The sequence below is a fragment of the Vibrio furnissii CIP 102972 genome, from assembly GCF_000176175.1.
GTDB classification, from domain to species: Bacteria; Pseudomonadota; Gammaproteobacteria; order Enterobacterales; family Vibrionaceae; genus Vibrio; species Vibrio furnissii.
Map to the genome: position 1 here is coordinate 1,254,445 of NZ_ACZP01000013.1, position 25,985 is coordinate 1,280,429.

A 25,985-nucleotide genomic window follows, 5' to 3' on the forward strand; every position below is an offset into this window, starting at 1 on the left:
TTTATTTGCAACTCCAAAGGCACTCCATTACCATGAGCCGGTTTTCAATGGAGGCCTTTATGCGATTTGCCCTACCCCTACTGCTTTCCGCTGCCCTTATGGGCTGCGCTGCGACACCCCCAGTCTCGACCTATTACGACTATCAACTCGCGACGCCGACGGGCGAAGTGCGCTCACTTACGCAATTTCGTCATGCGATTCGCCATGCTGATGTCATTCTGGTTGGGGAATGGCACACTCACACTGGTATTCATCGCTTTCAAACCGATTTATTGCAAACACTCAGCCAAGAAGAGCGCCCGGTTGCACTCTCTATGGAGCAGTTTTCTCGCGACAAGCAAGCGTTGCTCAATGACTATCTGCAAGGCACGATTGGCGAACAGTACCTGATTCAGCAAGCAAACGCATGGCCAAATTACGAGAGTGACTACCGCCCCTTGGTGGAATTGGCAAAGCAACAACAACTGGATGTGATTGCCGCCAACGCGCCCAAACCGATTGTGCGCTGTATTGGCCGACAAGGACTCAGTTATCTTTCTCAGTTGGATGCAGCCAACCGTTCGTTCGTCGCCCAACAGATCAACACCAACGACTCTCCATACAAACAACAGTTTATGGCCTCCATGCATCACGGCACACCAGAGCAAACGGAAAACCAATTTGCCGCGCAAGTGACTTGGGATGAAACCATGGCTGAAAGCATCGTCAACTACCTCACAAAGCACCCTGAGGCACGCGTAATGCACATTGCAGGTTTGTTCCATACGCAAAATGGGCTCGGGACGGCCGCCGCCATTTTGCGCCGTAACCCAGCGCTCAACGTTGTGGTCGTCACCCCAGTGGCAGAGTGGCAATCCCAAAGCCAAGATTACCAACTGCGTGTCCTGCCGCCACCGGTTCGCTACGTGCAACCTGAGCACCAGATGGCAGCGTTTCGCCAATTGAAACATCGCAACGCCGATCTCACCTGCGACACCACCGCACATCAGGAATGAGGTTATCTCTCAGAAAATCTAAAAACAGGCACAATGTTTGCTTGACGAATTAGCACACAAAATGTGTAAAAATCGCACAAGTTTTTCACCCCCCTGTCGATATAGTGACTGAGAGACAATTTAGGAGAGATGTATGAACCCAGTAGGCGTAGGATCAGCACAGCTGTATTCCCCCCAAACGGTGAGATCTCAGGCGACGGCAAACAATGACGCCAAGTCAGAATCGGCGCCCCTCAAGGTTGAGCAAAATAAGGTCACCCTCTCTGAAGAAGGCAAAGCATTGCTGGCCGCACTCAAGGAAATTGAAGAGGGGAAAACCCCCAATATTCAAGATAAAAGCTTAGGGGATAAGGTCGAAGCCTTCACCTATGGCGCCTTGGGCATGGGCCATCCAGATGATGTGAAGAAGGAAGATGATTCGTCGTATTCGGCGGGGCAATATCTTTCCGCTGCGGCAACCGTCGGCAGTATTTTGTTACTGCTTTAACCGTTGATGGTCTTTCCGTGGCTCACATAGCAAAAAGCCAACCGGGCATGCGTATCGCATCAGACGGTTGGCTTTTTTGATCCGAGCAGCTTACAGGCTATCTCGTCCGGGATGGTTCAAAATGTGGTCTTCCCAGTCGATAACATCAATTTCATACACCACTTTATTACGCACGCTTTCTTGAGCTGCGTGCATCGCTTCTTTTGAACCGGTGATCAACGGGTGCCATGGTGGCAAAGTATCGCCTGCCGCCAACAAGCGGTAGGCACAAGTATCCGGCAGCCAGTTGAACTCATCAATTTTATCGCGAGTCAGTTTCAGGCACTCTTCACCAGAAGTGAAACGATTTGGGTAATCTTTACAAGCGCAGGTTTCGCTGTTCAGCCAGCTACAGGCGACGTTGGTGTAATACACCTCATCGGAGTCTTCATCCATTAGCTTGTGCAGGCAGCATTTGCCACAGCCGTCACACAGAGATTCCCACTCTGCTTCTGTCATCTGATCCAGCGTTTTACTTTGCCAAAATGGAGTACTCATCACTTCTGTTTTCCTGTCTTGTTTCAGGGGGACGATTTATACCTTCCTCCCCCACAAAGTTCAAGGATAAATATTCTGCGATTTCGCTGTGATGATCCGATATTTCTGTTAGGATCGGCGGCCTTATTGAGCGGATACACAAATACGAGGTCATGATGGATTGTCGATTAGGTTGCGGCGCCTGCTGCATTGCTCCAAGCATCTCTTCCCCGATCCCGGGCATGCCCAATGGCAAGCCGGCCGGAACACGTTGTATTCAGCTCAACGAGAATAATCTGTGTCAGTTATTCGGCAAACCAGAGCGCCCCGCTGTGTGCCACCATTTCAAACCCTGCCCAGTGGTTTGCGGCAAAACCAACCAAGAAGCATTGGCTAATCTCACGGAATTGGAACAACTGACATAAACAACCAGTTTCACAATCTTTGTTTTTGCTAAACGACCTTAGTATTTGCAATATCCTGACTTTGGCTTATTCAATTCGCAGTATTTTCCTACCGAATTTTGGGACTTCCCATACACTTTGTAAGGTTAAAACTCATGAATAAGTATATTGCCGAAATGTTCGGCACCTTTTGGTTGGTTCTCGGTGGTTGTGGTAGCGCTGTATTGGCTGCAGGATTTCCGGATGTCGGCATTGGCTTGCTCGGTGTGGCACTCGCATTTGGTTTAACCGTTTTGACAATGGCATTCGCCATTGGTCACATCTCAGGTTGTCACCTCAACCCAGCCGTGACTGTTGGCCTGTGGGTTGGCGGCCGTTTCTCAACAAAAGACGTGATCCCTTACATCGTATTCCAAGTGATTGGTGGTGTGATTGCGGCAGCGATTCTATATGTCATTGCATCAGGTCAAGCTGGTTTTGATGTGGCTGCATCAGGTTTTGCTGCGAATGGTTTTGGTGAACACTCACCTGGCGGTTACTCTTTGACCGCCGCTTGGGTTTGTGAAGTCGTCATGACGGCCATGTTCCTGTTGGTCATCATGGGCGCCACTGACCGCCGTGCACCACAAGGTTTTGCGCCTATCGCAATCGGCCTGTGCTTGACACTGATCCACCTCATCAGCATTCCTGTAACCAACACATCTGTGAACCCAGCGCGTAGTACTGCGGTTGCATTGTTTGTGGGTGACTGGGCGATTTCTCAATTGTGGCTATTCTGGTTGGCACCAATTGTTGGTGGTGCGCTGGGCGCGTTGATTTACCGTTCACTGCTGGCAGAAAAAGTCACTGCTTAAGTGATTGAATGACACTCTGCTTTATAAAAAACCGCGCTTTCAAGCGCGGTTTTTTTACAACTTTTGTCGGCCGAGTAATGAGTGAGACAGCGTGGTGCCATCCACCAATTCCAGCTCGCCGCCGACCGGGACGCCGTGAGCGATTCGGCTGGCTGACACGTCATGTTCGCGGCACAACTCTGCAATGTAATGTGCGGTTGCTTCGCCTTCCACCGTCGGGTTTGTGGCCAGAATCACTTCGGAAATTCCGCCGCGTTGAAGACGAAAATCCAGCACATCCAAGCCAATGTCACTCGGTCCAATCCCATCCAGTGGTGACAGGTGCCCCATCAACACAAAGTAACGTCCGGAGTACTGGCCGGTTGCTTCCACCGCAGCGATATCCGCTGGGCTTTCCACCACACAAAGTTGACCGTTTTCCTGACGTTTCGGGTTTTGACAGATGTGACACACCTCTTCTTCAGTGAAGGTGCGACATTCGCTGCAATGGCCGATTTCCACCATCGCCTGACTCAGAGCATCTGCCAGTTGCAAGCCACCTTTGCGGTCTCGTTGCAACAAATGAAAGGCCATACGCTGCGCTGACTTGGGGCCAACCCCAGGTAGACAACGTAAGGCCTCCATCAAATGCTCCAGCATATGACTGGTACGCATTAAATTAACTCGTCGTTAGAACGGCATTTTCATGCCTGGTGGTAGTTGCATACCGCCAGTCACGCCCGCCATTTTTTCTTTCTGAGCTTCTTCAACACGGCGCGCAGCGTCGTTAAACGCAGCAGCAATCAGGTCTTCCAGCATCTCTTTGTCGTCTTCCATCAGACTCTCGTCGATGTCAACACGGCGTACGCTGTGGCTACCAGTGATTGTCACTTTGACCAGACCAGCACCAGATTCACCGGTGATTTCCATGTTTGCGATTTCTTCTTGAAGCTTTTGCATGCGTTCTTGCATTTGTTGGGCTTGCTTCATTAGGTTGCCCATACCGCCTTTACCAAACATCTTTGTCTCTCTGGTTTGTCTTGATTGTTTTACATACTGTGGGGTTGATTGGTGTAAATCTCAAGCCCACAGTTGCCGTTAAATCGGTCTAACGCTGTCTTTATCAAGTTCAGCGCTAAAACGTCGCTCAATAAATTGTACCGTAGGATCAGCCACCAAATGGCCGATGGCTTGTGAGAGTTTGCCTTGGTACAGGCGCTCTCGCAGCTCAAGAGGCGTTTCACCGTCGTCACCAATCGTGACGGACAAATGGCAATCCTCTTGTAATTGGTCATTCAACGCTTGCAGAAGTTCACTCTGCGCTTTATCCGTATTGAGGTGCGCGTGCGAGGGACGCAATGTCAGCTCAATCGACGCGCCACTCTTCTTATACGTTGAGTTCAATGCGAGCTGTTCCACCAGCTTCGCCGTATGCAAACGCTGGACAATGTTCGCCCACTCATCCAATTCAATCGCTTCATGAATCAGTTTCGCGGTCATTTCCGGCGTTTTTTCGTGTTCTAACGCGCGTTTGATCTGCGTTGGGGTTAACTCGCTTTTTTCCTGCGTGGGAGTCGGCAAGTTTTGCGTTGGTCGCCACTGATACGCTTCATCATCCGGTGTGTCGTCAACAGACGGCGCAGAATAAGGCGACATCTGCGCGGCATGTTGACCACGCTGGGCTACACGCTCAAGAACCGAGACCGGTTTAGCAGATGCCGCTTCAGGCTTTTTTGGATCCGTACCTTTCTGAGCCAAGCCTTGACGTTGAGAACGCAGTTGATGACGCAATCCCACCATCGGTGATGGCTTATTGTCACGCTCCGCCGTTTGTTGTGGCGTCGGTTGCACAGGAGTATCAGCGTGTGACGCTCTGACTGGTTGCGACTGCGGCTCTAGCTGTTGCATTGACGCAGGCTGCTGCATCGGCTCTGGCGCACTCGCGGCAGGATGAACCGGCGCCGAAGGCTGTGGTTTGCTTGGCATGGGTTGCGATGCTTGCGCAGCAGGCGTCGCCACGGGATGACTCACTTGAGGCTGGCTTGGTGCCACTGCTGCCGACTGAGTCGAAATCACATGCGTGATCGATGCTTGAGACGGTCGAAACGCCATCATTCGCAAGGTAATCATTTCGATCCCGATGCGCGGCGTTGGCGACAACGACAAATCGTCACGCCCTTTCAATGCGATTTGGTAGTAAAGCTGAACATCTTGCGGCGTCAACGCCTTGGCCAGCCATTCAATGATTTCGGCATCAGGCTGCGCTTTATCAATGCTCGAGGGCAATGCTTGATACATAGCAATGCGGTGCAACTGAGTGGCCAATTGCTGTAGCAATCCATCCCATTCCACTCCGTTTTGCGCCAAGGCTTCGATGCAATCCATCACCGCTTGCGGTTGCTTATTGCTCATCGCTTTCAGCAGGTGCAGCGCCTGATCGGTGTCGAGTGTCCCCAACATGTGAGACACCACATCCGGCTGCACTTGACCATTCCCCAGCGCAATCGCTTGGTCGGTTAAGCTCAGCGCATCTCGCATACTGCCGTCGGCCGCATGCGCAATCATCGCCAGTGCTTTGTTATCGCTGTTGACCTGTTCGGCAGCCAGAATGTGTGCCAATTGATGCTGAATGTTTTCAACACTAATCGGTTTGAGATGGAATTGCAGACAGCGCGACAAAATCGTCACAGGCAGTTTCTGCGGATCCGTCGTTGCCAGCAGGAATTTCACGTACTCCGGTGGCTCTTCCAAGGTTTTGAGCAGCGCATTGAAGCTGTGACGAGACAGCATGTGCACTTCATCTATCAGGTAAACCTTGAAGCGGCCGCGTGCCGGTTTGTACTGAACGTTATCCAGCAGTTCACGCGTATCTTCAACTTTGGTTCGTGAGGCCGCATCGATCTCCAGCAGGTCGACAAAGCGTCCCTGATCGATCTCTTTACACGTCGCACATTCACCACACGGTGTCGCGGTGATGCCGGTCTCACAGTTCAGCCCTTTGGCAAACAAGCGACCAATGGTCGTTTTACCGACACCGCGCGTCCCGCTAAACAGGTACGCATGGTGCAATCGGTTTTGCGCCAGAGCATTTTCTAAAGCCGTTAATACATGTGCCTGACCCACCACTTCATTAAATTTGGTGGGTCGCCATTTTCGCGCTAAGGCAAGATAACTCATGAAACCTTCCGATATGGGTGCTTAGTGACCTTCAAATTCACAGATGCTGTAAACGTTCAAGCCTAACCCTTCAAGACGCTTGTCACCACCAATTTCTGGCAGGTTAATCACAAATGCCGCGTGCTCCACTTCACCGCCCAACTGACGGATCAGTTTGGTTGTGGCTTCAATCGTGCCACCCGTTGCCAGCAGATCATCAACCACGAGAACTTTGTCGCCCGGTTGAATAGCATCAACGTGAATTTCTAGCGTATCCGTGCCGTATTCTAGGTCGTAGGTTTGCGCAATGGTTTTACGTGGCAGTTTGCCTGGCTTACGCACAGGGACAAAACCCACACCCATTTCCAGCGCCAGTGGTGCACCAAATAGGAAACCACGAGCTTCAGTCCCCACAACTTTCGTGAAACCCATCTCTTTGTAACGATCCAAAAAGAGTTGAATCGTCGCCTGATAGGCTTTGGCATCTTCAAGCAGACTGGTCACGTCACGGAACAGGATGCCTGGTTTTGGATAGTCTTGAATGCTTTTGATGCTTGATTTGATCAGTGAAAGAGTTTCGGTTGTCATACTAATTTAACTTCGATTGGCCCGATGCGGTCTACGACCGAATCCGGTATTAAGGGTTCCGCCGGTCAATTTTTACCCTGCAGAAAAAACAAACGCCCACTCGAAGAGCGGGCACACTTCCACATAATGCTAGTGATTTTCTTGTTGGTTAGCAACCAGCTCGTGAGTTGGAAGTCGCAGAAAGCAGGTGATCAACACCACAAGGCCGACAAACAGCAGAGCTTTCAACCACAAATGAGGAACCACACTAATGGAAAATGCGAAACTGAGCAAAATCACGATGCAACCACGTTGCTTCACCCTTTTGGAGACGGCTTTGTGTTGCTGCCAGTTGGTTAATATGGGCCCAAACACGCGATGTTGATGCAGCCAACGATGAAATTTAGGGCTGCTGCGCATAAAGCATGCACTGGCCAATAACAGAAATGGGGTGGTGGGAAGAAGAGGAAGGACGATGCCTAGAATGCCTAAGCCAACACTGAGACCACCAACAATATTTAACAACAGGTGACGAATATTGATGGTGAACCTCACTTAAGCCAAACCCAACGTCGCACACGTGTCGACACTTGGGTTTGTGACTTGATTAAAAACCTGCGTAACCGTTCACAACGCGAATCCACGTCAGGGTCGCTGGAAGGGTTGGGATCAACAAGGCTGCAATAAAACCTAAAAAGTACAGCGCATTGTAAGGTTCTTTAAACTCTTTGTCTGCCATGATTCGCTTCTCTCGTGTAGGTGAGGCTTACTTTCAGTCCGGCTCTGAATACAGAGACGCGGATTCATTATTGTTTTGAGGCGCTGATGATACCTTAAACAATTTGCCACAAATACGGACAAAGAATGAGGTTATTCGAGGGGAGTTAAACCGCTCACACTCTGTAGGCAAGTGTGAGCGATACGACGCTACGTGGAAGCACCTTGATAGATATCGAGGATAAAGCTACTTGCTCCCAAACAGCTAACCGACAACTGGCAAGCATTGTGAATCAGCAAGTCTTTGGTGATGAAGTTTTTCATGCAATTCTCACCCAGTTTTACGCCTGCGGCAATGTGCTGCGTCATGTAACCATTCGACCATTGGCTATCGAGCCCAGCGGGCAAAATCGACAACGTCCCGTCACTCAAATTAGCGAGGCCAAACACCGCAGCTACCGGCTCCGCGCAATCGGAACACTCAATCGCCCGTTCAACGATCTCCGCCAGATCTTTTAAATCAGCGTTGAAGCTGCGCAAGTTGCGCAGGTAATCGTGAAACAGTGCGCGCACCAACAGAGTGCTCGCGACGCCTTTGTCGTCATCACTGGCAGAATCAACAATGTAGAATGCAAATTGCCCATTCATGAGCCACGCGTAATCAAACACCAAGGGCATGACATCGGTCGATTGCAGCAAACGGTAGCTGCATTTCCACGCGCCTTGCGTCGTGTCTTTCTCCGGCAACAATGCATGCAGCAAATCTCGCGCCGCGCTGGGATTATCCCGCAGATATTCTAAGTGCCAATGCAGCTCCTGCTCTTCGGGTATGTCTCCCCCCCCGTCGACTCGGAACCATTGGCTTGAGAAGTCACGCTGATCCGTGATGTGATGCGAGGCATCTTCCAACGTGCTTTCAATGGCGCAACCTAAGTGTTCGTGATTTCCAATCGGTTTGGCGAGAAAATCTTTGATGCCGTAGCGCAGCGCCTTGGCGACATCCGACATTTCGTCAGTGCCAGACACCACAATCATGGGTAAGGAGGGGTACTCCAAACTCACTTCTTCTACGAATTCAATGCCATCAAGCACCGGCATCGACAGATCGCACAGCACCAAATCGGGCGCTGCGTGTCTCAACTTTCTCAGCCCATCCAGACCGTCTTCCGCCTCCATCACCTTGTAGCCTTGCGCTGACAAGTAGCCGCTGGTGATCCGCCTGAAGATCGGATCATCATCCACCAACATAATCAGCTTTTCAGGCAGGGATTCTGGAGCCGAGAATTCTTTAGCCCTGATGTGAGTTTTATACATAGCTTCTACCTCACTATGCTCTTCCTGTTCACAATCTATTTTATTGTTATAAGATGGTTTCATACGTTACTTAAAAAGTAGTCATGAAATAAGATTTATACAAATATTCCACTTTGCACTGCAGTTGCATACTATATGTATGGAATATCACGAATCGGCCAACAAGTTGACGTGACTCAATCTTTAACAGCTGATATCCGTATAAATTACTCAAATTCGTAAAATAATGTGTCAGGAACAATGAAATTAGATGACCTAAACCTCTTTCGACTGGTTGTCGAAAATGGAAGCTACACCGCCACTTCCCGCAAGACGATGATTCCTGTAGCGACCATCACCCGACGCATTCAAGCGCTTGAAGATTCACTGAATCTACGACTTTTGAATCGCCACGCTCGCAAGCTATCACTGACGGAAGCCGGAGAACGTTTTTTTAGTGACTGTTCACCGTTATTGCAACGTCTGGCTTCAATGGCCGAAGAAATTACCGACGAATGTCGCGGTGCATCTGGCAAAATCAAAATCTCGTCACCGTATAATTTGACGAAGCGCATGATGATGCCGATGTTCAATGAGTTTATGAAGCAATACCCAGAAATCAACATTGAACTCACCACCAGCAACCACGCGGATCAACTGGACCCAACCGAATGGGATGTCATTTTTCGCGTCGGCCCACAACGCGATTCCAGCCTGATTGCGAGAAAAATCAGTGAAGTCAAAGACATCCTTGTCGCAAGCCCTGACTACCTCACCAAACACCCTGCCCCAACGCACGCTGAAGAACTGAGTAGACATTCCCTGTTAAAGGGCTATCCATTGCTGAAATGGCAATTGAGCAATTCCAAAGGGGAAACAGTCATCAACGGTGACAAAGGCCGTTTTCAAGCCAATGCGCTGAACGTGGTTCGAAGTGCTTGTTCGGAAGGTTTGGGCATTACGCTGATGCCGGATGTGATGCTGCGTGAATTCATTGCAGATGGCAGTTTGGTTAGAGTCCTGAGTGATTGGAGCGCCAACCCGCGCGACATTTACATGCTCTACAACCACAAAGATCATCTGCCTGAGAAAGTGCGCCTGTTTATCGACTTCGTGATTGCTTACCACATTCACTAAGTCATCGTGACTCAGCAGAGAGTCACGAAGAAAACAAACCGATAGAAAAGAGGGCCACAAGGCCCTCTCTGTTTAATATCGACTGCAGTCAGTGAGACCGCCTGTTAGAACGCGCGTAGTATTGCAGTGCTGCGGTTAGAGAAACTCCACAAATTGGCTCAGTTCGCGTTCTGGTACTTTCATCGGCGTCATCGTTGGCGTGCCTAAATAGAGAAAACCGACGATTTGATCGTCACCTTCCAGCCCAAATGCCTGATGCACTTGTGGGTGGAACATCCAGTTTCCAGAGCGCCAGATGCCTTGATACCCTTGCGCAATCGCAGCCATCTGCATCGCCTGCACCGCACAACCAGCCGATAAATGCTGCTCAAACGCGGGCACCTTCTCATGCGGCGTGACTTTCGCAATCACAGTAATGACCATGGGCGCGCGAAACGGCGCATTCTTCACTTTGGTCACCACCGCATCATCGCTCTGATCGCTTAAGGCCGCATTGACCAAAATATTCGACAGCTTCTGCAAACCGCTTCCTTGAGCGATCACAAATCGCCAAGGCATTAAGTTGGCGTGGTCAGGCGCACGCAGCCCCGCACGAATGATGTTTTCCAAAACCTTTCCTTCCGGCGCAGGCGCCTCAAGTTTGGCAACTGAGCGACGGTGTAACAGCAGTTCAAGCGCATCCATGTTGAATCCTTCTTACTTCTTGATATTGCAAATTATGCTAGCACACTCCGCGACAAGACACGCAAGACCAATGTGCAAGACGGTGATAAAAAAACGGGGCCAATGCCCCGTTATTTGTCGATGCGCTCACTGCGTGGTTTAGGCTGGATAGAAACGCTCATCCAAGCCCGCACGGGTCAACAAGCCATCGCACGGCGCAAAACGATCGCCATATTTCTCGGCATGTTGGTTCATCAGCTCGACCAGCTTTTTCATGCCAATGTGGTCCATGTAACGGAACGGGCCACCGAGAAACGGCGGGAAACCGATGCCGAAAATCGCCCCAATATCACCATCACGCGGGCTGCGAATAATGCCTTCGTCCAAGCAGCGCACCGCTTCATTGAGCATCGGCAAAATGCAGCGCAGCGCAATGTCTTGGTCGCTGAACTTCGATTCCGGTGTCAATTTCAGCAATTTATAAACGGATTTGTCGACTTCCTTCTTCTTACTGCCTTTGTAACTGTAGAAGCCTTTGCCTGATTTGCGCCCTTTGCGGCCATCGTTGAGCAACGTATCGAACACATCTGGCCCTTGGAAACGTGGCCCCAGTTCGTTGACCAAAATCGGCATGATCTTCGCGCCAATATCAACGCCCACTTCATCGAGCAGCGTAATCGGCCCGACCGGGAAGCCGAAGTCAAGCAGCGCACGGTCTAGGTTTTCAATCGGTTCACCCGCCATCAGGATCTGCGCCGATTCATTCATGTAGGGCGCCAGAATGCGGTTGACGTAAAAACCCGCGCAGTCTTTGACCACGATGGGCGTTTTCCCTTGTTTGCGCGCCAAAGCCACCACGGTCGAGATGGTTTCATCTGACGTGGTATCGTGCGGAATCACTTCCACCAGCGGCATTTTCTCCACCGGGCTGAAGTAATGTAGGCCGACGATATTCTCAGGACGCGCGGCTTTCGCGGCAATGTGATGAATCGGCAGCGACGACGTGTTCGTCGCAAAAATGGTGCTCGCTTTCGCGTTGGCTTCAATATCCGCCACCATGCTCTGTTTCAGAGCCAGATCTTCAAACACCGCTTCGATGACCACATCGGTGTGATTGAAGCTGGTGAAATCGATACCGCCAGACAGCTGGCTCATTTGTGCCTGCAATTGCGCTTTGCTAAGAATGCGACGCTTGCGCTGCTTATCAAACAGTTTGTAGTTGTAATTCAGTGCATTGAGAATACCATCGTTGGACACATCTTTAATACGCACCGGCACTTTGGCTTTTGCTACGCTGACATGGCTAATCCCCGCGCCCATCAATCCACCGCCCAGCACGCCAATACGATTGACGGTCAGCGGGGTCGCATCGGTGCCGTTCTCTTTCTTCATCTCGGTGGTCGCAAAGAAAATCGACCGCAGCGCTTTCGATTCCGGTGTCATCACCAGTTCGCCAAAACGTTTGGCTTCCAGCTCTAGCCCGGCGTTCATGCCCTTCTCAAGGCCATGTTGAATCACTTCCAAAATCGCTTTTGCCGCTGGGTAATTTCCGCGCGTCTTTTGTTCCGTTTTCTTACTCGCTTGATCAAAGATCACTTTGCGGCCAAACCCGGTCTGAGACATCAGTTTTTCTTTGGTCGTCAGTTTGACTTTGCCTTTCTTCTTGCCGTTTTCGTCGATGAAACGTTTGGCCACATCAAGCAACACGGTATGTGGTACACACGCATCCACCACGCCCAGTTTCTTGGCCTTTTTGGCGCGCAACTGCTTGCCCGTCAAAATCAAATCCAGTGAAGGCAACAAACCAATCAGGCGCGGCAGACGTTGCGTCCCACCAGAGCCTGGCAGTAGACCCAACATCACTTCCGGCAAACCGAGACGCGTTTTATCGTGATCGGTACACACGCGATAATCACAGGCCAATGCCAATTCCAGACCGCCGCCCAAACAAGGACCATGAATCGCGGCCACCACGGGGAATGGTAGATCGGACAACTGCTGGAACATCGCTTGGCCTTGCGTGGCCAACGCTTGAGCTTCCGGTGCAGACGTACACGCTTCCAGCATGCGCACGTCAGCGCCCGCAATGAAGTTGTCGGGTTTGAGCGAATGCACAATCAACCCTTTGAGCTGACTTTTTTGCGCGTCGAGCTGTTTGAACACGGCCTGCATGTCGTCGGCAAATGCCGCCTGCAAGGTATTCATTTTTTCTCCCGGCACATCAATGGCCAGCCACGCAATGTTCTGCTCATCCACACTCAGATGAAATGCTTTCGATTGGCTCATTACTCCACCTCCAGAATCATTGCTGCGCCCAATCCACCCGCGGCACACGCGGTATTCAAGGCCAAACCGCCACCACGACGTTTCAATTCACGCAATGTTTGCGTGATCATGCGCGCGCCTGTTGCCGCAAAGGGATGGCCATACGCCAGCGACCCACCCAACACATTAAATTTATCCATATCCACTTCGCCAATCGCTTGGCTGCGACCCAAACACGCCTGCGCAAATTTGTCGCTGGCAAACATTTTCAGGTTGGCCAACGTCTGCGCGGCAAACGCTTCATGCATGTCAATCAGCGTCAGGTCGGCAAGCGTAATGCCAGCGCGATCCAGCGCCAGAGGCGTGGCGTAAGACGGCCCCATCAGCATGTCTTTTTCTACACCGATGGCAGAGAATGCATACGAGCGAATGTACCCAAGGATCTCAAGCCCCAGCTCTTTCGCACGCCCTTCGCGCATCAACATGATGGCCGCAGCACCATCGGTCAGCGGCGTACTGTTTGCAGCCGTCACGCTACCGTATTGGCGATCAAACGCCGGACGCAATTTGGCGTAGCCTTCTAGCGTGGAATCCTGACGAATGTTGTTGTCGGTATCGATCCATTTTTTGTACGGTTCTGGGAAAGCGGTCATCACTTCATCGCGAATCTTACCGTCTTTCCAAGCTTGCGCCGCCAGTGTGTGCGACCGATGCGCCAAGGCATCTTGATCCTGACGCGAAATACCATGCGATTTCGCCATTTGTTCAGCCGTTTGGCCCATGGATAAACCGGTGGAATACTCGGCCACCGCAGGCGGCACTGGCATCAAGTCTTTGAGTGACAAGGATTTCAGCACACTCAATTTCTGGCCCAAGGTTTTGGTTTTGCTCAACGCCAGCAAGCTCGACGCCAATTTCTTAGACACACCAATGGGTAAAACAGAGGAAGAATCCGCACCACCTGCGATGCCGATATCAATGGTACCGGCCATGATGCTTTCTGCGACGTTCACCGCCGACTGAAAACTGGTGGCACAAGCACGAGTGACACTGTACGCATCAGTATGAATGCTCATCCCAGTACCCAGTACAATTTCACGCGCAATGTTCGGCGCTTCGGGCATCTGTACCACCTGACCAAACACCACTTGTTCAATCAACGCGGGATCGATATCCGTTCTCGCCAGCATTTCGCTCACGACCATTTTGCCCAAATCAACAGCTGGCACCTGGCCAAATTCTGTACTTTGACGCGCAAAGGGAGTTCGTAGACCCGCTACGATCGCCACACGTTCACCGGAGCGTGTTCTCACTTCCTGTTTGCCCATTGTTTCTCCTTAGAATAAGAGGTCTGACCTGACGCATTGTAACGAGATTGTTAAGACAATCAAACAACTGTTTAAATAAACGTGATATTTGCAGCGAATCACTTGTTAAGTGTAGAAGAATCAAAGAGTTTATGGGTTTGGCTTTTGTCAAAGTAGGTGGAGGGTGTGGGAAACAAAAATCGGAGGCAAAAAAAAACCACACAAAGTTGTGTGGTCGGAATGTTTTTAAAGCAATTAACTTGCGCCAATTGAAAATAATCAGTTTCCTGATTAGGAGAAAGTAAAGTCAGCCTTCAAAAGGAAGTGTCATCTTGCTCAACACGTTAGCCGCAAAGACTAACTAGATGACAGGAGCTACTATAACCATATCAAGGCATGAGATTTTGGCTTAGATCAATTTTATCGTGGTTTTGTAACCCCAACGCCGCCTAAACTTGATTCAAAACAATCTCTGAGCACATTTCGAAACTGAATAGTATTTGTGCATTCCTCATTCTGAACGGATCTGGCGTGATCAACTGGAGACTTTTGTGTCGCTACTCAAATTATTTGGAAAGAAAAGTTCCAACCGTCCGGTCAATAGCGGTATGGACAGACAAAGAAAATATGAAGCACTGGTTCGTGCTTACCACCGCGATCTCTATCGCTACGCTTACTGGCTGTGTAAAGACCAAAGCGTAGCGCAAGATCTGGTGCAAGAAACCTGCTTAAGGGCGTGGAAATCGCTCGACAGTTTACAAGATGAGAAAGCCGCAAAGTCGTGGCTGATTACCATATTGCGGCGCGAAAACGCACGGCGGTTTGAACGCAAACAGTTTGACTTGGTGGACATCGATGACCACAGCAACGAAGCCAACGTTTCAGATGATGCACATCATCAACAGGAATGGCTGCACGCACAAATCATGAAACTGGATGTGGATTACCGAGAGCCGCTGTTTTTGCAAGTGATTGGGGGCTTTAGTGGCGAGGAGATTGCTGAGATACTGGAGCTGAATAAAAACACCGTGATGACCCGACTATTTCGGGCACGCAACCAACTCAAAGAGATGTTAGATTCTTCAGAGAATTACAGGGGGCAGCAAAATGGATGATTTAGAATTTCGCCGCCGCATGTTGTCGGATCCAAAGCATCGCGACAAAGCGATGCAAGAGGCCATTGCTGCGCATGAAGCAAACAGCAAATTTGCCGACGACGTGTTGAACCTGGATGCAAGAATTGCTGAAGCAATGCGAGTCGAGGTGCCCGATGGTTTGGCAGATCGTATCTTGTTCAGCCACAGTTCGGCTGCCGATAACGTTGTGCGTCCGCGCTTTGTACGCCGAGCCATGGCGATGGCTGCATCCGTGGCGTTTGTCGTCGGTTTAGCGGTAGGACAAGTCAATTGGGGCAACCTGCTCGTGACGCCAGCACAGGCGAGTCTTGCAGATATCGCCGTTAAGCACGTTTTAGACGAAGAAGTGTTTGTTTCTGTATTAGATGAAGCGGTTAGCTCCCGCCAAATTAATGCGAAGATGCAACCTTTCGCCTATCACCTCAACGGGACCTTCCCGTATCACGTGTACTACCTCAACCATTGCGGATTTGGTCATGCCAATGCTGTTCACATGGTTTTTCAAGGTGAAAAAGGCAAAGTCACGCTGTTTTTGACCGCCATGGCCAGTGAGCAAAATGTCCAGTTCGATAAGGCTGGCATGTCCGGTATCATTGAGCCCATCGGCCACATGAGTTTGATACTCGTCGGTAATCAAGGCGAAAATGTTGCGAAAATAGCCGAACATCTGATGCCGATGATAAAACCAGCAAAATAACCCCAACCCGCTCCATGAGCGGGTTTTTTAATTGTTAAAATAGAGTTAAAACTCTAAAAAATCACATATCCGAGCATTTTCATGCCAAATGGTCATCATTTCTATAACTTTATCATCCAATTAGACAATGGTCGGATTTCTATACTCTATACTTGCGTCTAGTATCAGCCACCAACTGAGCAATTGCTCAAAACAAACGCCCAAAGAGGCGAATAATAAGGAAAAGTCCAAATGAACAAGACGCGTCTGTTTAAACAGTCACTCTTAGCAGTGACCGTCTCTCTCGCTACGCAGCAAGCAATGGCTGCGGGCTTCCAGCTCAACGCTCAATCTGCTACTGGCCTTGGCCGTGCATTCGCCGGTGATGCCGTTATCGCAGATAACGCAGCGGTGATGTCACGTAACGCCGCTGCCATGGCTCTATTTGACAAAACATCGATGTCTTTGGGTTTTGAAACCATTACTACAAAGATTAAAGTCAAAGATGCTACGTACACCTCAGGTGCATACGTACCTGCGACGGGTACTGTTGCTGGCGCTAGCTCTTCTAGCGCAGATTATGATGATGCAGGCAGCACTTCTGTCGCTCCAAACCTCCATATTATCGTTCCGGTAAACGATCAATTTGCATGGGGTGTCAGCGCGTATTCAAACTTTGGTACAAAAACTGATTTCGACAGCGACTACGCTGCAACTGAGTACGGCGGTCTGACCGACGTGAAAAGTTTCAACCTTGGTCTGGCTGGTTCATACCGTCTCAACGAGCAACTGAGCTTCGGTGCAGGTCTGGATATTATTTATGGTAAGGGTACGATGAAACGTGCCGTACCGGGATCAAGCAGTACTTACCTACTGAACGTTGATGGCGCAGACGGCTGGGCCGTAGGCTTCAACGTGGGCACAGTATATGAACTAGATAAGAACAACCGTTTTGGTCTGGCATATCGTTACAGCCCAGAGTTCAAAGCAAAAGATGGTGATGGACAGGAAATCACATTACCTCTACCTGACATCGCAGAATTCTCTGGCTACCACAAAATTGAGAATACCAATTTTGCGGTTCACTATAGTGTGCAATGGATCGGTTGGTCATCATTCGATCAAATCGATTTCGACAATCTGACTGCGAGCCAATCTGCTCTAGCAGCATCTAGCACTAGCTATGCTAAACAGTACGAATGGAAAGATGGTTGGCACTACTCTATCGGTGGTACTTACTACCTGAACAAAGACTGGACACTACGTGCTGGTTACATGTACGACACCAGCGCACAAGATTCAGTAACATCCATTTCTGTACCTGACTCGGATCGTCAATGGTTCTCGACTGGTTTCACCTACCAAATCGATGAGCAATCTAACTTTGACTTTGGCTTCACCTACCTGATGGGTAAAGATACTGACGTTTCAGAATCTCTAGTTCTGCCTTCATCTTCAAGTCCAACTGGTTACGCTTACACTTCTGTAAATGGTACAACTCGCGCTGATGCAATCCTATTGGGCTTACAATACAGCCGTACATTCTAAGCAAAATAGTCGATAGACAACTCACTTTAAGGGCTGGATTTCCAGCCCTTTTTATTTCTGAAATGCTTTCACCCGATTGAATTTTGGCGAACACTTGTGTCCCCAAAGGCGCCCCCCGCCCTACAGTTGTACGCCGAAAGAAGAATAACCGTACGGTTTAAATCAGTTACTTTCGCTATTTATCCATCAATTAGCAGATTTTATATCCAAACAAGTCCAATACAGTGTTTTTTATTGTTAAAGCAAAAGCTCTAGTTTTAGACTTTACGGTCATCCATTCAGATAAATTCAGCGAACAATATAATGAAAACCAATAAGAAATTTCTTTCTATTGCAGTAGCATGTGGTCTAGCAAGTGTCTCAACTCTCTCTCAAGCAGCTGGTTTCCAGTTAGCAGAATACTCTGCAACCGGTCTTGGCCGAGCGTACGCTGGTGAAGCAGCCATGGCTGACAACGCAGGCGCACAATGGCGTAACCCTGCCATGCTTACTTATCTGAAAGGCACCCAATTTTCAGCAGGCGCACTGTACGTGAACCCCAATGTGGACGTCGAAGGCGATGTGAACTTTTACGGCAACACCTCAAGCGCCAGCTCTTCTGATTACGCCAATGATGCTGTCATTCCAAACTTTTATCTGTCTCACCAACTGAGTGACACACTGGCTGTTGGCCTGGCATTTGGCACCAACTACGGCATGGAAACCGAATTAGATTCAGGGTTCGCCGCGAGCCATTTTGGTAATGAAGCCATGGTGAAAACCATGGAAGCCAACGCCAACATCGCCTACAAACTGACAGAAACCGTTAGCGTGGGTGGTGGTGTTCGTTTTGTGAAAGGTGAAGGCCACTTTGGCGCCAAATCACCCAAACAAACTGAAGCGCTTGGCCTTGCTCAAGGCACAACGTTGAAATACATGGAAGGCGATGACACCAGCTGGGGCTGGCAAGCAGGCGCTGCATGGCAAGTGACGCCGAGCAACCGCATTGGCTTTGCGTATAAATCTGAAGTCGATTTGAAACTGACAGGCTCAGCAAACATGTATGTTCAAGCATACAATGCCGTGCTGTCTGATACCGGCCATATGATGCTGACACTACCTGCAACGGCTGAGCTGTCAACCTACCACCAAATCACCGATCAGTTTGCGCTGCATACCAGCATCAACTGGACGGACTGGAGCAGCTTTGAAAAGCTGCAAGCAGAACTCGATACCATGGGTTCGGTGATGGTGAAAGAAGAAAACTGGAAAGACAACTACCGCTTTGCCGTTGGTGCGACCTATCAACTCGATCCGAAACTGGCGCTACGCACGGGTGTCGCCTACGACACCGCCGCGGTGAGCACTAAAAACCGTACAATCACGATTCCAGAAACTGATCGCATTTGGTTAAGTATCGGTGCAGGTTACGACATCACCGAACAGCTCACTCTAGACGCTGCGTTTACCTACATTTTCGCTAAAGATGCCGACATTTTGGAATCTCGTGGCTATGCTTCCGATGACAAAGCCGAGGCGGTGGGTGGCCAATTTGACGGTCAAATGAGCGGCAACGTATGGATTGCCGGTATCCAAGCCAGCTACCGTTTCTAATTATCCTTGATACCCAAAAGGCCAGTGTTCAACACTGGCCTTTTTGTTTGAGTTGAAAAAGCAATTGCTCGGACGCTTCTTCAATCAGATCCAACACCAATTCAAAACCGTGCTCTCCGCCGTAATAAGGATCGGGAATTTCATCGTATTCCGAATGGCCAAAACTCAAGAATAGCGCCAATTTATGTTGATATTCAGATGGACAGCGTTGTTTTAAATCCGATAAGTTGTCGCGATCTGCAGCCAAAATCAAGTCAAAACGAGCAAAGTCCTCATTCGTTACTTGACGAGCGTGCATTCCAGAAAATGAATAACCACGTTTTTCTCCCGCCGCTCTTGCGCGTGCATCGGGCAGGTTCCCTTGATGATAGCCAATGGTCCCCGCAGAATTGACGTCGATCTCAAGCCCCAATTGCTGCGCTTTGTGTTTCAGCACCGCTTCTCCCGTTGGAGAACGACAAATATTTCCCATACACACAACCAATATGGCAGTTTTACGTTTCATCCACTCATTCCAGTTTGTTTTTAAAAAGTGTACGCGCCATCTGATCGTATTGCAGTAAAAGCTGCATTAACTCATTCACTTTGCTTTGCCAAGTCGGCCACTGGTGGCGGTAGTAGGCTCGGCGCTCCTGTTTATACGCCTCACAACGTTCTCCAGAAGCCAAACTGTCCGCCTCCACCAGCGCATTGATCAAATAGACACGCGTAAACGTCGGGAATGCCTGTCGACGCCCCACACGTGACATCAATTCGGCATGGCCGCCTCGTGTCAGCGCAAAACCATCAACAAGAACAGGGATCAGGGATCGGAAAGAAGGAGCAAGGACACGATCCAAGTGTTGCTGTTGCCACTGGGCATCAATAGCATCAAACAGACGGCGACGGCATACGTCTTGCGTCGCGGTATGGTCAAGATAAACGTAGCTGAGCCAATCTGCCAAGCATTGCGATTCTCGTGCCACGCGCTCAACCGCCAAGTGGGTGCGTTGTGTCCGCGCTTCACACTCCATCATCACGCCATCCGTGTCGGCGCGGGGAAAGCGTGGGTTTGTCTGCACTGCACATTCCATTCTCGTTCTCCATCGGTGTAGATGAATCCGCAGTATAAAAGATACCTGTATATAATTACAGTATAAATTCACACACTGATGCTATGAACGAATCACACAACTTGATGGGTGAATGCATCACACAAAAAGAAAGGGCTAAGCAACAGCTCAGCCCTTTAAGCAAGCGAAGTGTATCGTGGAGATATTGTCATTGGTTTCATGACTGACTATAGATGGCTCGTGGCAAATGAGTGACCCGTTGGACAAAAAACGCGCAATATTGCCAGCAACTTCAAATAAATTTGTGTAATTGACAGACTTATCACGTTGAGTAAATGCGATTCATACAACACATGACAGGTGACTCAATCTGGCGTTGATATCGCATCCCTCCGAATTTGAACTAAACTCATTGCATATCAAAAGAATAAGATCACAGAATCCATGCCATCATACATTCGAGTTGCAGTTGATGTTGTTGAAACGCATGTTGAATACATCGGCTCACACACTTCCGCCAAAAAGCGGTCCATGCGGCTTGTAATCATCCGCTATTACGACTAAATAACTGATGGTTTGACCTAGTTTTATTTGTTGAGGGAATGACATGTTTGGGTCCAAGAAAACTCGCCACACCATGGAAGCATTGCAACAAGAACGGTTTCAGTTCGAATGCTTTAAAAACGCCATCAGAGACCAAGTACCGTACATCGAATTTACGCCTGACGGCCACATCCGCTTTGCCAACGCACTCTTTTTGAGTGTGGTCGGATATACCCTAGAGGAGGTTCAAGGCAAACATCACAGCATACTTTGCTTTCCTGAAGACACCGCCAAAGCGGACTATCAACAGTTATGGCACGACTTAAAAAGCGGCCATCCCGTTCGAGGTCGATTCATTCGCAAAGACCGCCACGACAACGCCGTTTGGGTGGCTGCGACGTACTTTCCGGTACTTGAGCATGGCCACGTCGCCTACGTGGCCAAAGTGGCGTCGAACGTCACTCAAGAGCAAGTGGAATTAGAGCGAAATCAGGCACTGCTCAAAGCAATGGACAAGTCACTGGCGGTGATTGATTTTACGCCCGATGGCACGGTTCTCAGCGCCAACCGAAACTTTCTCGCCTGTTTGGATTATCAGCTCAACGACATTGTCGGTCAGCATCATCGCCTATTTTGCGAAGATGAATTTTACCAAAACAATCCCAATTTCTGGGCCGATCTCGCCAGCGGAAAAATTCAATCTGGTCTGTTTAAACGTCGGGACAAGCACGGGCGCGTGATCTGGTTGGAAGCCACCTACAACCCCATTTTCAATCACGAAAACAAGGTGGTTAAGATCATCAAGTTGGCGAGCGACATCACCGAACGGGTTGAGCAAGCCATGGTCGTACGCGATGCCGCGAAAAAGTCTTGTCAAATTGCCGAAGACACCGTCTCCATTGCACGTCAGGGGCAAGGCTCTATTGCATCGATGTTGTCGAATTCCAAAGAGATCAATGCCGCGGTCGATGTCGTCAGTGGGTTGATTGAAGAACTCAATCGCCAATCGAAGAACGTCGAGGCCATCGTTTCCACCATCAGCGACATCGCCGAACAGACCAACTTGTTGGCACTCAATGCGGCGATTGAAGCGGCGCGAGCAGGCGATCAAGGACGCGGATTTGCCGTGGTCGCCGACGAAGTCCGTAAACTGGCCTCTCGCACCTCAGCATCCACGTCTGAAATCGCATCCGTGATCGACAAAAACTCGCAAATCATTGGCAATATCGATCACACCATCAAAGTCGTGTTTGATAAAGCCTCACACGGCGAGAATCAAGCCAACACCGTCTCACGTGTAATTGAAGAGATCATCTACGACGCAGATCTGGTGTCGGAAACCGTGCAAAAGCTCTCCATTTAGCGCTCGGCAGGCTGCGCCGCCACCGGTTAGCAGCCTTCACCCGCGTCAACACACTTATCTTGCCGGTATCTCCATGCTTTTCGTTGGTGTTTGCCATTCACGAGTTGGGCTATCATAGCGGGAATATCACGACAACAAGGATTGCGCATGTCCAGCGAAGAAATCAAACAAGAACGCCATCAAGCACGACAGCAGAAAGTCAAAGAACAAGTTGATGCGCGCGTTGCAGCCGCACAGGAAGTGAAAGGCTTATTGCTGATCATCACCGGCAACGGCAAAGGAAAATCCACCTCAGGTTTTGGCACCGTTGCGCGTGCAGTGGGCCACGGTAAACAGTGTGCCGTGGCACAATTTATTAAAGGCACTTGGGACAACGGTGAACGCAACCTGCTGGAAAAACTCGGCGTTGAATTTCAGGTCATGGCAACGGGCTTTACTTGGGAAACACAAAATAAAGAGAGCGACACGGCAGCCGCACAGCTGGTGTGGCAAGAGTGCAAACGCATGCTGCAAGATGAGTCACTGGATGTGGTGCTGTTTGACGAACTGACTTACATGGTGAGTTACGGCTACATCGACCTCGATGAAGTGGTTGAGGCGCTCAAGAATCGCCCGTACATGCAATCGGTCATCATCACAGGCCGTGGCGCCCATCGTACGCTGATTGACATGGCAGATACCGTGTCTGAAGTGAAAAACGTGAAGCACGCGTTCGAGTCCGGCGTGAAAGCGTTACAAGGCGTGGATTGGTAAACCCGCACTGCGCGTCTCACCTCTCATCACCACCATAAAAAAGGGCTGGATATGCCAGCCCTAGATTGGTTCAGTACGTCAACTGATTGAGGTGTCGAACACTTATTTGAACAGCCCTTTGAGTAAGCCATCCACCGCTTTCTTGGTATTCTCGTCTTTGATCTTGTCGTTGAGTTTCTCAAGGCCACGATCTATCTCTTTTTGTGCTTTCTGTTTCAGCACATCATCAAATACCAGTTTGAATTTCGGATCTGCCCATTGACCAGAGATGTTGATTGGAATGGTCACGTCGCGAAGTTCATCAATGTTCTTGCCTCCCTGCCCTTCCAAGGTTCCGACGATTGAGGTACGCACCAGAAAATCGACAGTTTCCTGCAGATAGTTCGCTTTGCCTTCACCATGAATGCGCAGCAAAGGCGATTGCATGTTGAGGTTATCGGTGGTCATTTCGCCTTTGTTCAGCTTCAGGGTCGCGGTCATCGCGCTGAAATCGGTTTTCTGCACGGAATCGACTTCCGTCACGGTCTGGCCTTTGATCTTGGCGTAATTGGTACGAATGAGCTGCGCCACGTTGATCCCGTTGACGGCCCCATCGGCAAAATTAATCGCCACCGTACCCGCAAGATTCTGTTTGATCCCCGTTGGCGTCAGACTTTTCCCTTGCACGTTGACATCGATGTTCCCGGTGCCTTCCAATTTGTCGTTACCCAACACATCTTTCAGCAGCGGCTGAACCTTGATGCCAATAGCAGTTTTCTTCACGGTGTATGTGGCTGGTGTTTTGCGCGCGTCAATCTGCGCGGTTGCTTTTACACTGCCGTCATACAGGTTGGCGGTAAACGATTTGAGATCGATCACGCCCCGGTTCACCGTAAAGCTGGTTTTCACGTTCTGCATTTTTGCGTTGCTGGCTTTAAATTTATCGATGGCGATATCACCCGCGACATCCAACGTTTTCAGTGCCGACAAATCCGGTTCAACCTCAGCTTTGTCTGAAGAACTCTTGCCTGCAGAACCACCAGCGGCTGGCTTGCTTTCAGCGGTTGCAGTTGACTGATTGAGCCCGAGGAATTCATCCAAATCGATATCTGGGCTGTGCAGATTAAAGCGGACTTTGGGAATATCCCCCAACACCACGTTGGCTTTTCCATCGAACTGCAATGCGTTGGCGGTGAGTTTATCTAAAACCACACTCAGCGCATTTTTGGTCATATCAAACGCGACTGAAGATTGCATGGTCACCTTCATCGGCGATTGTGGCAACGCCGCACCATCAAGGTTGGCGGTTAAATCCAGCTTCTCAACGCTCACGTGACTGATTGCCTGATCAACGGTCACCGAGGCACTGCCGTTGGCGTCCAGTTTCATCTGCGAGGCGGTGCCTTTGGCAGAGAATGTCAGCGCGTTGGCTTTATCAAACTCAAAGGTTGCCAAAGTCAGTTTGGCTGAATCAATACGCGTGCTTGGATCGCTGAAATTCGCATCAAGCGTGATATTGCGCAGCGCATATTGTTTGAAATCTTTCGACAGCTTGATTTCCGCGTTACCACTGGCACCAAACTGCTGTTGGTTGTTGCTGCCTTTGGCGGCAAAATCCACACGAGTCCAAGCGTCGGCAGCAAATTCAGACACTTGCAACTGCACATCGTACAACTTGGTTTGTGTACCCGCTTTGCGATCCTGTATTTCGAGCAACGCATTGTTGATGGAAACACCAGCGAGGTTGATTGACCAATCCTGCGCCGCAGAAGCCGAGTCATTGGCGGTCGGTGTTTCTGCTGCCGGAGCGGTCTCTTTCGCATCGTTCGATTGGGTCGAGGCCTGCGCTTTGGTCAGGCTGTCTAAGTTCGAGCGGCCATCTTTGAGCGTTTCCAGATGCACTTCGGCACCGTCTAGGCGGATATTGCCGATCTGCAACTGTTTATCAAACAGCGGCATCACCGACACATCAATCCCGACGCTGTCGACTTTAAATAGATTCGGGCTACTAAAGCCTGACGGGTTTTTCAGTTCGGTTTTGCCCAACTCAAACCCAATGGAGGGAAAGAATTGCCAACCGATATCGCCTTCGATCACCAGATCAAGGCCAGTTTGCTTCTTGGTTTGCTCAACCAACAAGGGCTTAAACTGGTTGGGATTGACCAAAATAACGAGGGCTGCGATCGCGCCTAGCACGACGATCAACAATGCAGCAACGAACAGGAACAGTTTTTTCATCTGCTTTTTTCCTTGCTTGACGGATAAAGAAAGTGGCACCTAAAGTGCCACTTATACGAAGAAAAATAAAGACAGCTAATGCTAAGCATTGGTTAAATTTACGATTTTAGCAACTTCGCAATATGCGCTTTTAACACGTCAATCGCGATGCGGTTTTTACCGCCACGCGGCACGATGATGTCTGCGTACTGTTTAGACGGTTCAATAAACTGCATGAACATAGGGCGTACCGTCTTTTGGTACTGAGCCAACACCGATTCCATAGTACGACCCCGCTCTTCTACATCGCGTTTCACGCGGCGCAGCAGGCAGATGTCCAGTGGGGTGTCCATAAAGATGCTTGCGTGCATCAAATCACGCAGACGCGGATCCGTCAGCAGCAGAATGCCTTCTAAAATGATCACCTTCTTTGGTGTCATCGTGGCCGTATTTGAGGTGCGAGTATGTTCGGTGTAGCTGTATTCAGGGACGTCAACCGCTTCACCACGGGTCAGCTTTTGCAGGTGTTCACAAAGCAGATCGTGGTCTAGCGCACTCGGGTGGTCATAATTGGTTTTGACACGTTCTTCCATGCTCAGATGGCTTTGGTCTTTGTAATAGCAATCTTCCGTGATCACACCAATTTGATGGTCGCCTACTTTCGCACGCAGTTCATTGTAAATGGTACTGGCGATGAGGCTTTTCCCAGAAGCAGAAGCGCCAGCGATACCGACGATGACGCATTGATTATTATCAGACATGTATGTGCACCCGATACGTGAAGA

At 49.8% G+C, this 25,985-nt stretch carries 26 protein-coding genes; 11 read left to right on the forward strand and 15 right to left on the reverse strand.

Going from position 1 to position 25,985, the window contains the following annotated elements:
* Window positions 1-59 precede the first annotated feature (59 nt).
* Together VFA_RS09790 and VFA_RS09795 are read left to right on the forward strand one after the other, a co-directional pair.
* Entirely contained in the window at window positions 60-995 is a 936-nt protein-coding gene (locus VFA_RS09790; protein ID WP_004726602.1) for a ChaN family lipoprotein, read from the forward strand.
* 133 nt (window positions 996-1,128) lie between these two features.
* Window positions 1,129-1,482, forward strand: a complete 354-nt coding sequence (locus tag VFA_RS09795; protein ID WP_004726603.1) for a hypothetical protein — start codon at window positions 1,129-1,131, stop codon at window positions 1,480-1,482.
* Between the two features lie 90 nt (window positions 1,483-1,572).
* On the opposite strand, the gene VFA_RS09800 is transcribed toward VFA_RS09795, so the two are convergent.
* Window positions 1,573-2,019: a YcgN family cysteine cluster protein gene (locus VFA_RS09800; protein ID WP_004726604.1), complete on the reverse strand. Its 447-nt coding sequence runs from the start codon at window positions 2,017-2,019 to the stop codon at window positions 1,573-1,575.
* A 155-nt stretch (window positions 2,020-2,174) separates the two neighbouring features.
* Between VFA_RS09800 and VFA_RS09805 the strand changes: the two genes are divergently transcribed.
* Window positions 2,175-2,423, forward strand: a complete 249-nt coding sequence (locus VFA_RS09805) for a YkgJ family cysteine cluster protein (protein ID WP_038151358.1) — start codon at window positions 2,175-2,177, stop codon at window positions 2,421-2,423.
* Window positions 2,424-2,557: 134 nt separating this feature from the next.
* Window positions 2,558-3,256: an aquaporin Z gene (aqpZ, locus tag VFA_RS09810; RefSeq protein ID WP_004726606.1), complete on the forward strand. Its 699-nt coding sequence runs from the start codon at window positions 2,558-2,560 to the stop codon at window positions 3,254-3,256.
* Window positions 3,257-3,310: 54 nt separating this feature from the next.
* Here aqpZ and recR read toward each other — a convergent pair whose 3' ends face one another.
* The 7 genes from recR to VFA_RS09845 form a co-directional block, all read right to left on the reverse strand.
* Complete coding sequence (recR, locus tag VFA_RS09815; protein ID WP_004726607.1) at window positions 3,311-3,910, reverse strand: recombination mediator RecR; 600 nt, start codon at window positions 3,908-3,910, stop codon at window positions 3,311-3,313.
* Between the two features lie 15 nt (window positions 3,911-3,925).
* Window positions 3,926-4,255: a YbaB/EbfC family nucleoid-associated protein gene (locus VFA_RS09820; protein WP_004726608.1), complete on the reverse strand. Its 330-nt coding sequence runs from the start codon at window positions 4,253-4,255 to the stop codon at window positions 3,926-3,928.
* A 78-nt stretch (window positions 4,256-4,333) separates the two neighbouring features.
* Window positions 4,334-6,412, reverse strand: a complete 2,079-nt coding sequence (gene dnaX, locus VFA_RS09825) for a DNA polymerase III subunit gamma/tau (protein WP_004726609.1) — start codon at window positions 6,410-6,412, stop codon at window positions 4,334-4,336.
* Between the two features lie 21 nt (window positions 6,413-6,433).
* On the reverse strand, window positions 6,434-6,979 hold the full coding sequence (apt, locus tag VFA_RS09830; protein ID WP_004726610.1) for an adenine phosphoribosyltransferase: 546 nt from the start codon (window positions 6,977-6,979) through the stop codon (window positions 6,434-6,436).
* A gap of 129 nt (window positions 6,980-7,108) precedes the next feature.
* Window positions 7,109-7,513 carry a YbaN family protein gene (locus VFA_RS09835; protein ID WP_014205502.1) on the reverse strand — a complete coding sequence of 135 codons (405 nt, stop codon included), beginning with the start codon at window positions 7,511-7,513 and terminating at the stop codon, window positions 7,109-7,111.
* A gap of 52 nt (window positions 7,514-7,565) precedes the next feature.
* Window positions 7,566-7,697: a hypothetical protein gene (locus VFA_RS24150; RefSeq protein WP_004726612.1), complete on the reverse strand. Its 132-nt coding sequence runs from the start codon at window positions 7,695-7,697 to the stop codon at window positions 7,566-7,568.
* Window positions 7,698-7,885: 188 nt separating this feature from the next.
* Entirely contained in the window at window positions 7,886-8,989 is a 1,104-nt protein-coding gene (locus tag VFA_RS09845; protein ID WP_004726613.1) for a response regulator, read from the reverse strand.
* A gap of 240 nt (window positions 8,990-9,229) precedes the next feature.
* Here VFA_RS09845 and VFA_RS09850 point away from each other — a divergent pair, with 240 nt between their 5' ends.
* Window positions 9,230-10,105 carry a LysR family transcriptional regulator gene (locus tag VFA_RS09850; RefSeq protein WP_038151361.1) on the forward strand — a complete coding sequence of 292 codons (876 nt, stop codon included), beginning with the start codon at window positions 9,230-9,232 and terminating at the stop codon, window positions 10,103-10,105.
* Between the two features lie 135 nt (window positions 10,106-10,240).
* Here VFA_RS09850 and VFA_RS09855 read toward each other — a convergent pair whose 3' ends face one another.
* The 3 genes from VFA_RS09855 to fadI all read right to left on the reverse strand — a co-directional run bounded on the left by VFA_RS09855 (window position 10,241) and on the right by fadI (window position 14,361).
* Window positions 10,241-10,789: an NAD(P)H nitroreductase gene (locus VFA_RS09855; RefSeq protein WP_004726615.1), complete on the reverse strand. Its 549-nt coding sequence runs from the start codon at window positions 10,787-10,789 to the stop codon at window positions 10,241-10,243.
* Window positions 10,790-10,927: 138 nt separating this feature from the next.
* Complete coding sequence (fadJ, locus tag VFA_RS09860) at window positions 10,928-13,054, reverse strand: fatty acid oxidation complex subunit alpha FadJ (RefSeq protein WP_004726616.1); 2,127 nt, start codon at window positions 13,052-13,054, stop codon at window positions 10,928-10,930.
* Window positions 13,054-14,361: an acetyl-CoA C-acyltransferase FadI gene (gene fadI, locus VFA_RS09865; RefSeq protein ID WP_004726617.1), complete on the reverse strand. Its 1,308-nt coding sequence runs from the start codon at window positions 14,359-14,361 to the stop codon at window positions 13,054-13,056. Before fadI ends, fadJ begins: the two co-directional genes overlap by 1 nt.
* Before the next feature lie 587 nt (window positions 14,362-14,948).
* On the opposite strand from fadI, the gene VFA_RS09870 reads away from it, so the two are divergent.
* The 4 genes from VFA_RS09870 (at window position 14,949) to VFA_RS09885 (ending at window position 19,293) form a co-directional block, all read left to right on the forward strand.
* Window positions 14,949-15,455, forward strand: coding sequence for a sigma-70 family RNA polymerase sigma factor (locus VFA_RS09870; RefSeq protein ID WP_370447156.1), 507 nt, complete (start codon window positions 14,949-14,951; stop codon window positions 15,453-15,455).
* A complete protein-coding gene (locus VFA_RS09875) occupies window positions 15,448-16,173 on the forward strand; it encodes a DUF3379 domain-containing protein (RefSeq protein ID WP_004726619.1) in 726 nt (241 codons plus the stop codon). The genes VFA_RS09870 and VFA_RS09875 overlap by 8 nt, the downstream gene beginning before the upstream one ends.
* A 231-nt stretch (window positions 16,174-16,404) precedes the next feature.
* Window positions 16,405-17,700 carry an outer membrane protein transport protein gene (locus tag VFA_RS09880; RefSeq protein ID WP_004726620.1) on the forward strand — a complete coding sequence of 432 codons (1,296 nt, stop codon included), beginning with the start codon at window positions 16,405-16,407 and terminating at the stop codon, window positions 17,698-17,700.
* A gap of 303 nt (window positions 17,701-18,003) precedes the next feature.
* The gene (locus tag VFA_RS09885; RefSeq protein ID WP_081454440.1) at window positions 18,004-19,293 is read left to right on the forward strand and encodes an outer membrane protein transport protein; all 1,290 of its coding nucleotides are present in this window, start codon (window positions 18,004-18,006) and stop codon (window positions 19,291-19,293) included.
* 28 nt (window positions 19,294-19,321) lie between these two features.
* Here the strand turns inward: VFA_RS09885 and VFA_RS09890 are convergent, their stop codons facing one another.
* Complete coding sequence (locus VFA_RS09890; RefSeq protein ID WP_004726622.1) at window positions 19,322-19,798, reverse strand: low molecular weight protein-tyrosine-phosphatase; 477 nt, start codon at window positions 19,796-19,798, stop codon at window positions 19,322-19,324.
* Window positions 19,799-19,802: 4 nt separating this feature from the next.
* On the reverse strand, window positions 19,803-20,366 hold the full coding sequence (locus tag VFA_RS09895; RefSeq protein ID WP_004726623.1) for a hypothetical protein: 564 nt from the start codon (window positions 20,364-20,366) through the stop codon (window positions 19,803-19,805).
* A 586-nt stretch (window positions 20,367-20,952) separates the two neighbouring features.
* Here VFA_RS09895 and VFA_RS24155 point away from each other — a divergent pair.
* Both VFA_RS24155 and cobO read left to right on the forward strand, forming a co-directional pair.
* Entirely contained in the window at window positions 20,953-22,251 is a 1,299-nt protein-coding gene (locus VFA_RS24155; protein WP_004726625.1) for a methyl-accepting chemotaxis protein, read from the forward strand.
* Between the two features lie 147 nt (window positions 22,252-22,398).
* Window positions 22,399-23,004: a cob(I)yrinic acid a,c-diamide adenosyltransferase gene (gene cobO, locus VFA_RS09905; protein ID WP_004726626.1), complete on the forward strand. Its 606-nt coding sequence runs from the start codon at window positions 22,399-22,401 to the stop codon at window positions 23,002-23,004.
* A 102-nt stretch (window positions 23,005-23,106) separates the two neighbouring features.
* Here the strand turns inward: cobO and VFA_RS09910 are convergent, their stop codons facing one another.
* Together VFA_RS09910 and udk are read right to left on the reverse strand one after the other, a co-directional pair.
* Window positions 23,107-25,221 carry an AsmA family protein gene (locus VFA_RS09910; RefSeq protein WP_004726627.1) on the reverse strand — a complete coding sequence of 705 codons (2,115 nt, stop codon included), beginning with the start codon at window positions 25,219-25,221 and terminating at the stop codon, window positions 23,107-23,109.
* A 98-nt stretch (window positions 25,222-25,319) separates the two neighbouring features.
* Window positions 25,320-25,961 carry a uridine kinase gene (gene udk / locus VFA_RS09915; RefSeq protein ID WP_004726628.1) on the reverse strand — a complete coding sequence of 214 codons (642 nt, stop codon included), beginning with the start codon at window positions 25,959-25,961 and terminating at the stop codon, window positions 25,320-25,322.
* Window positions 25,962-25,985: the final 24 nt, after the last annotated feature.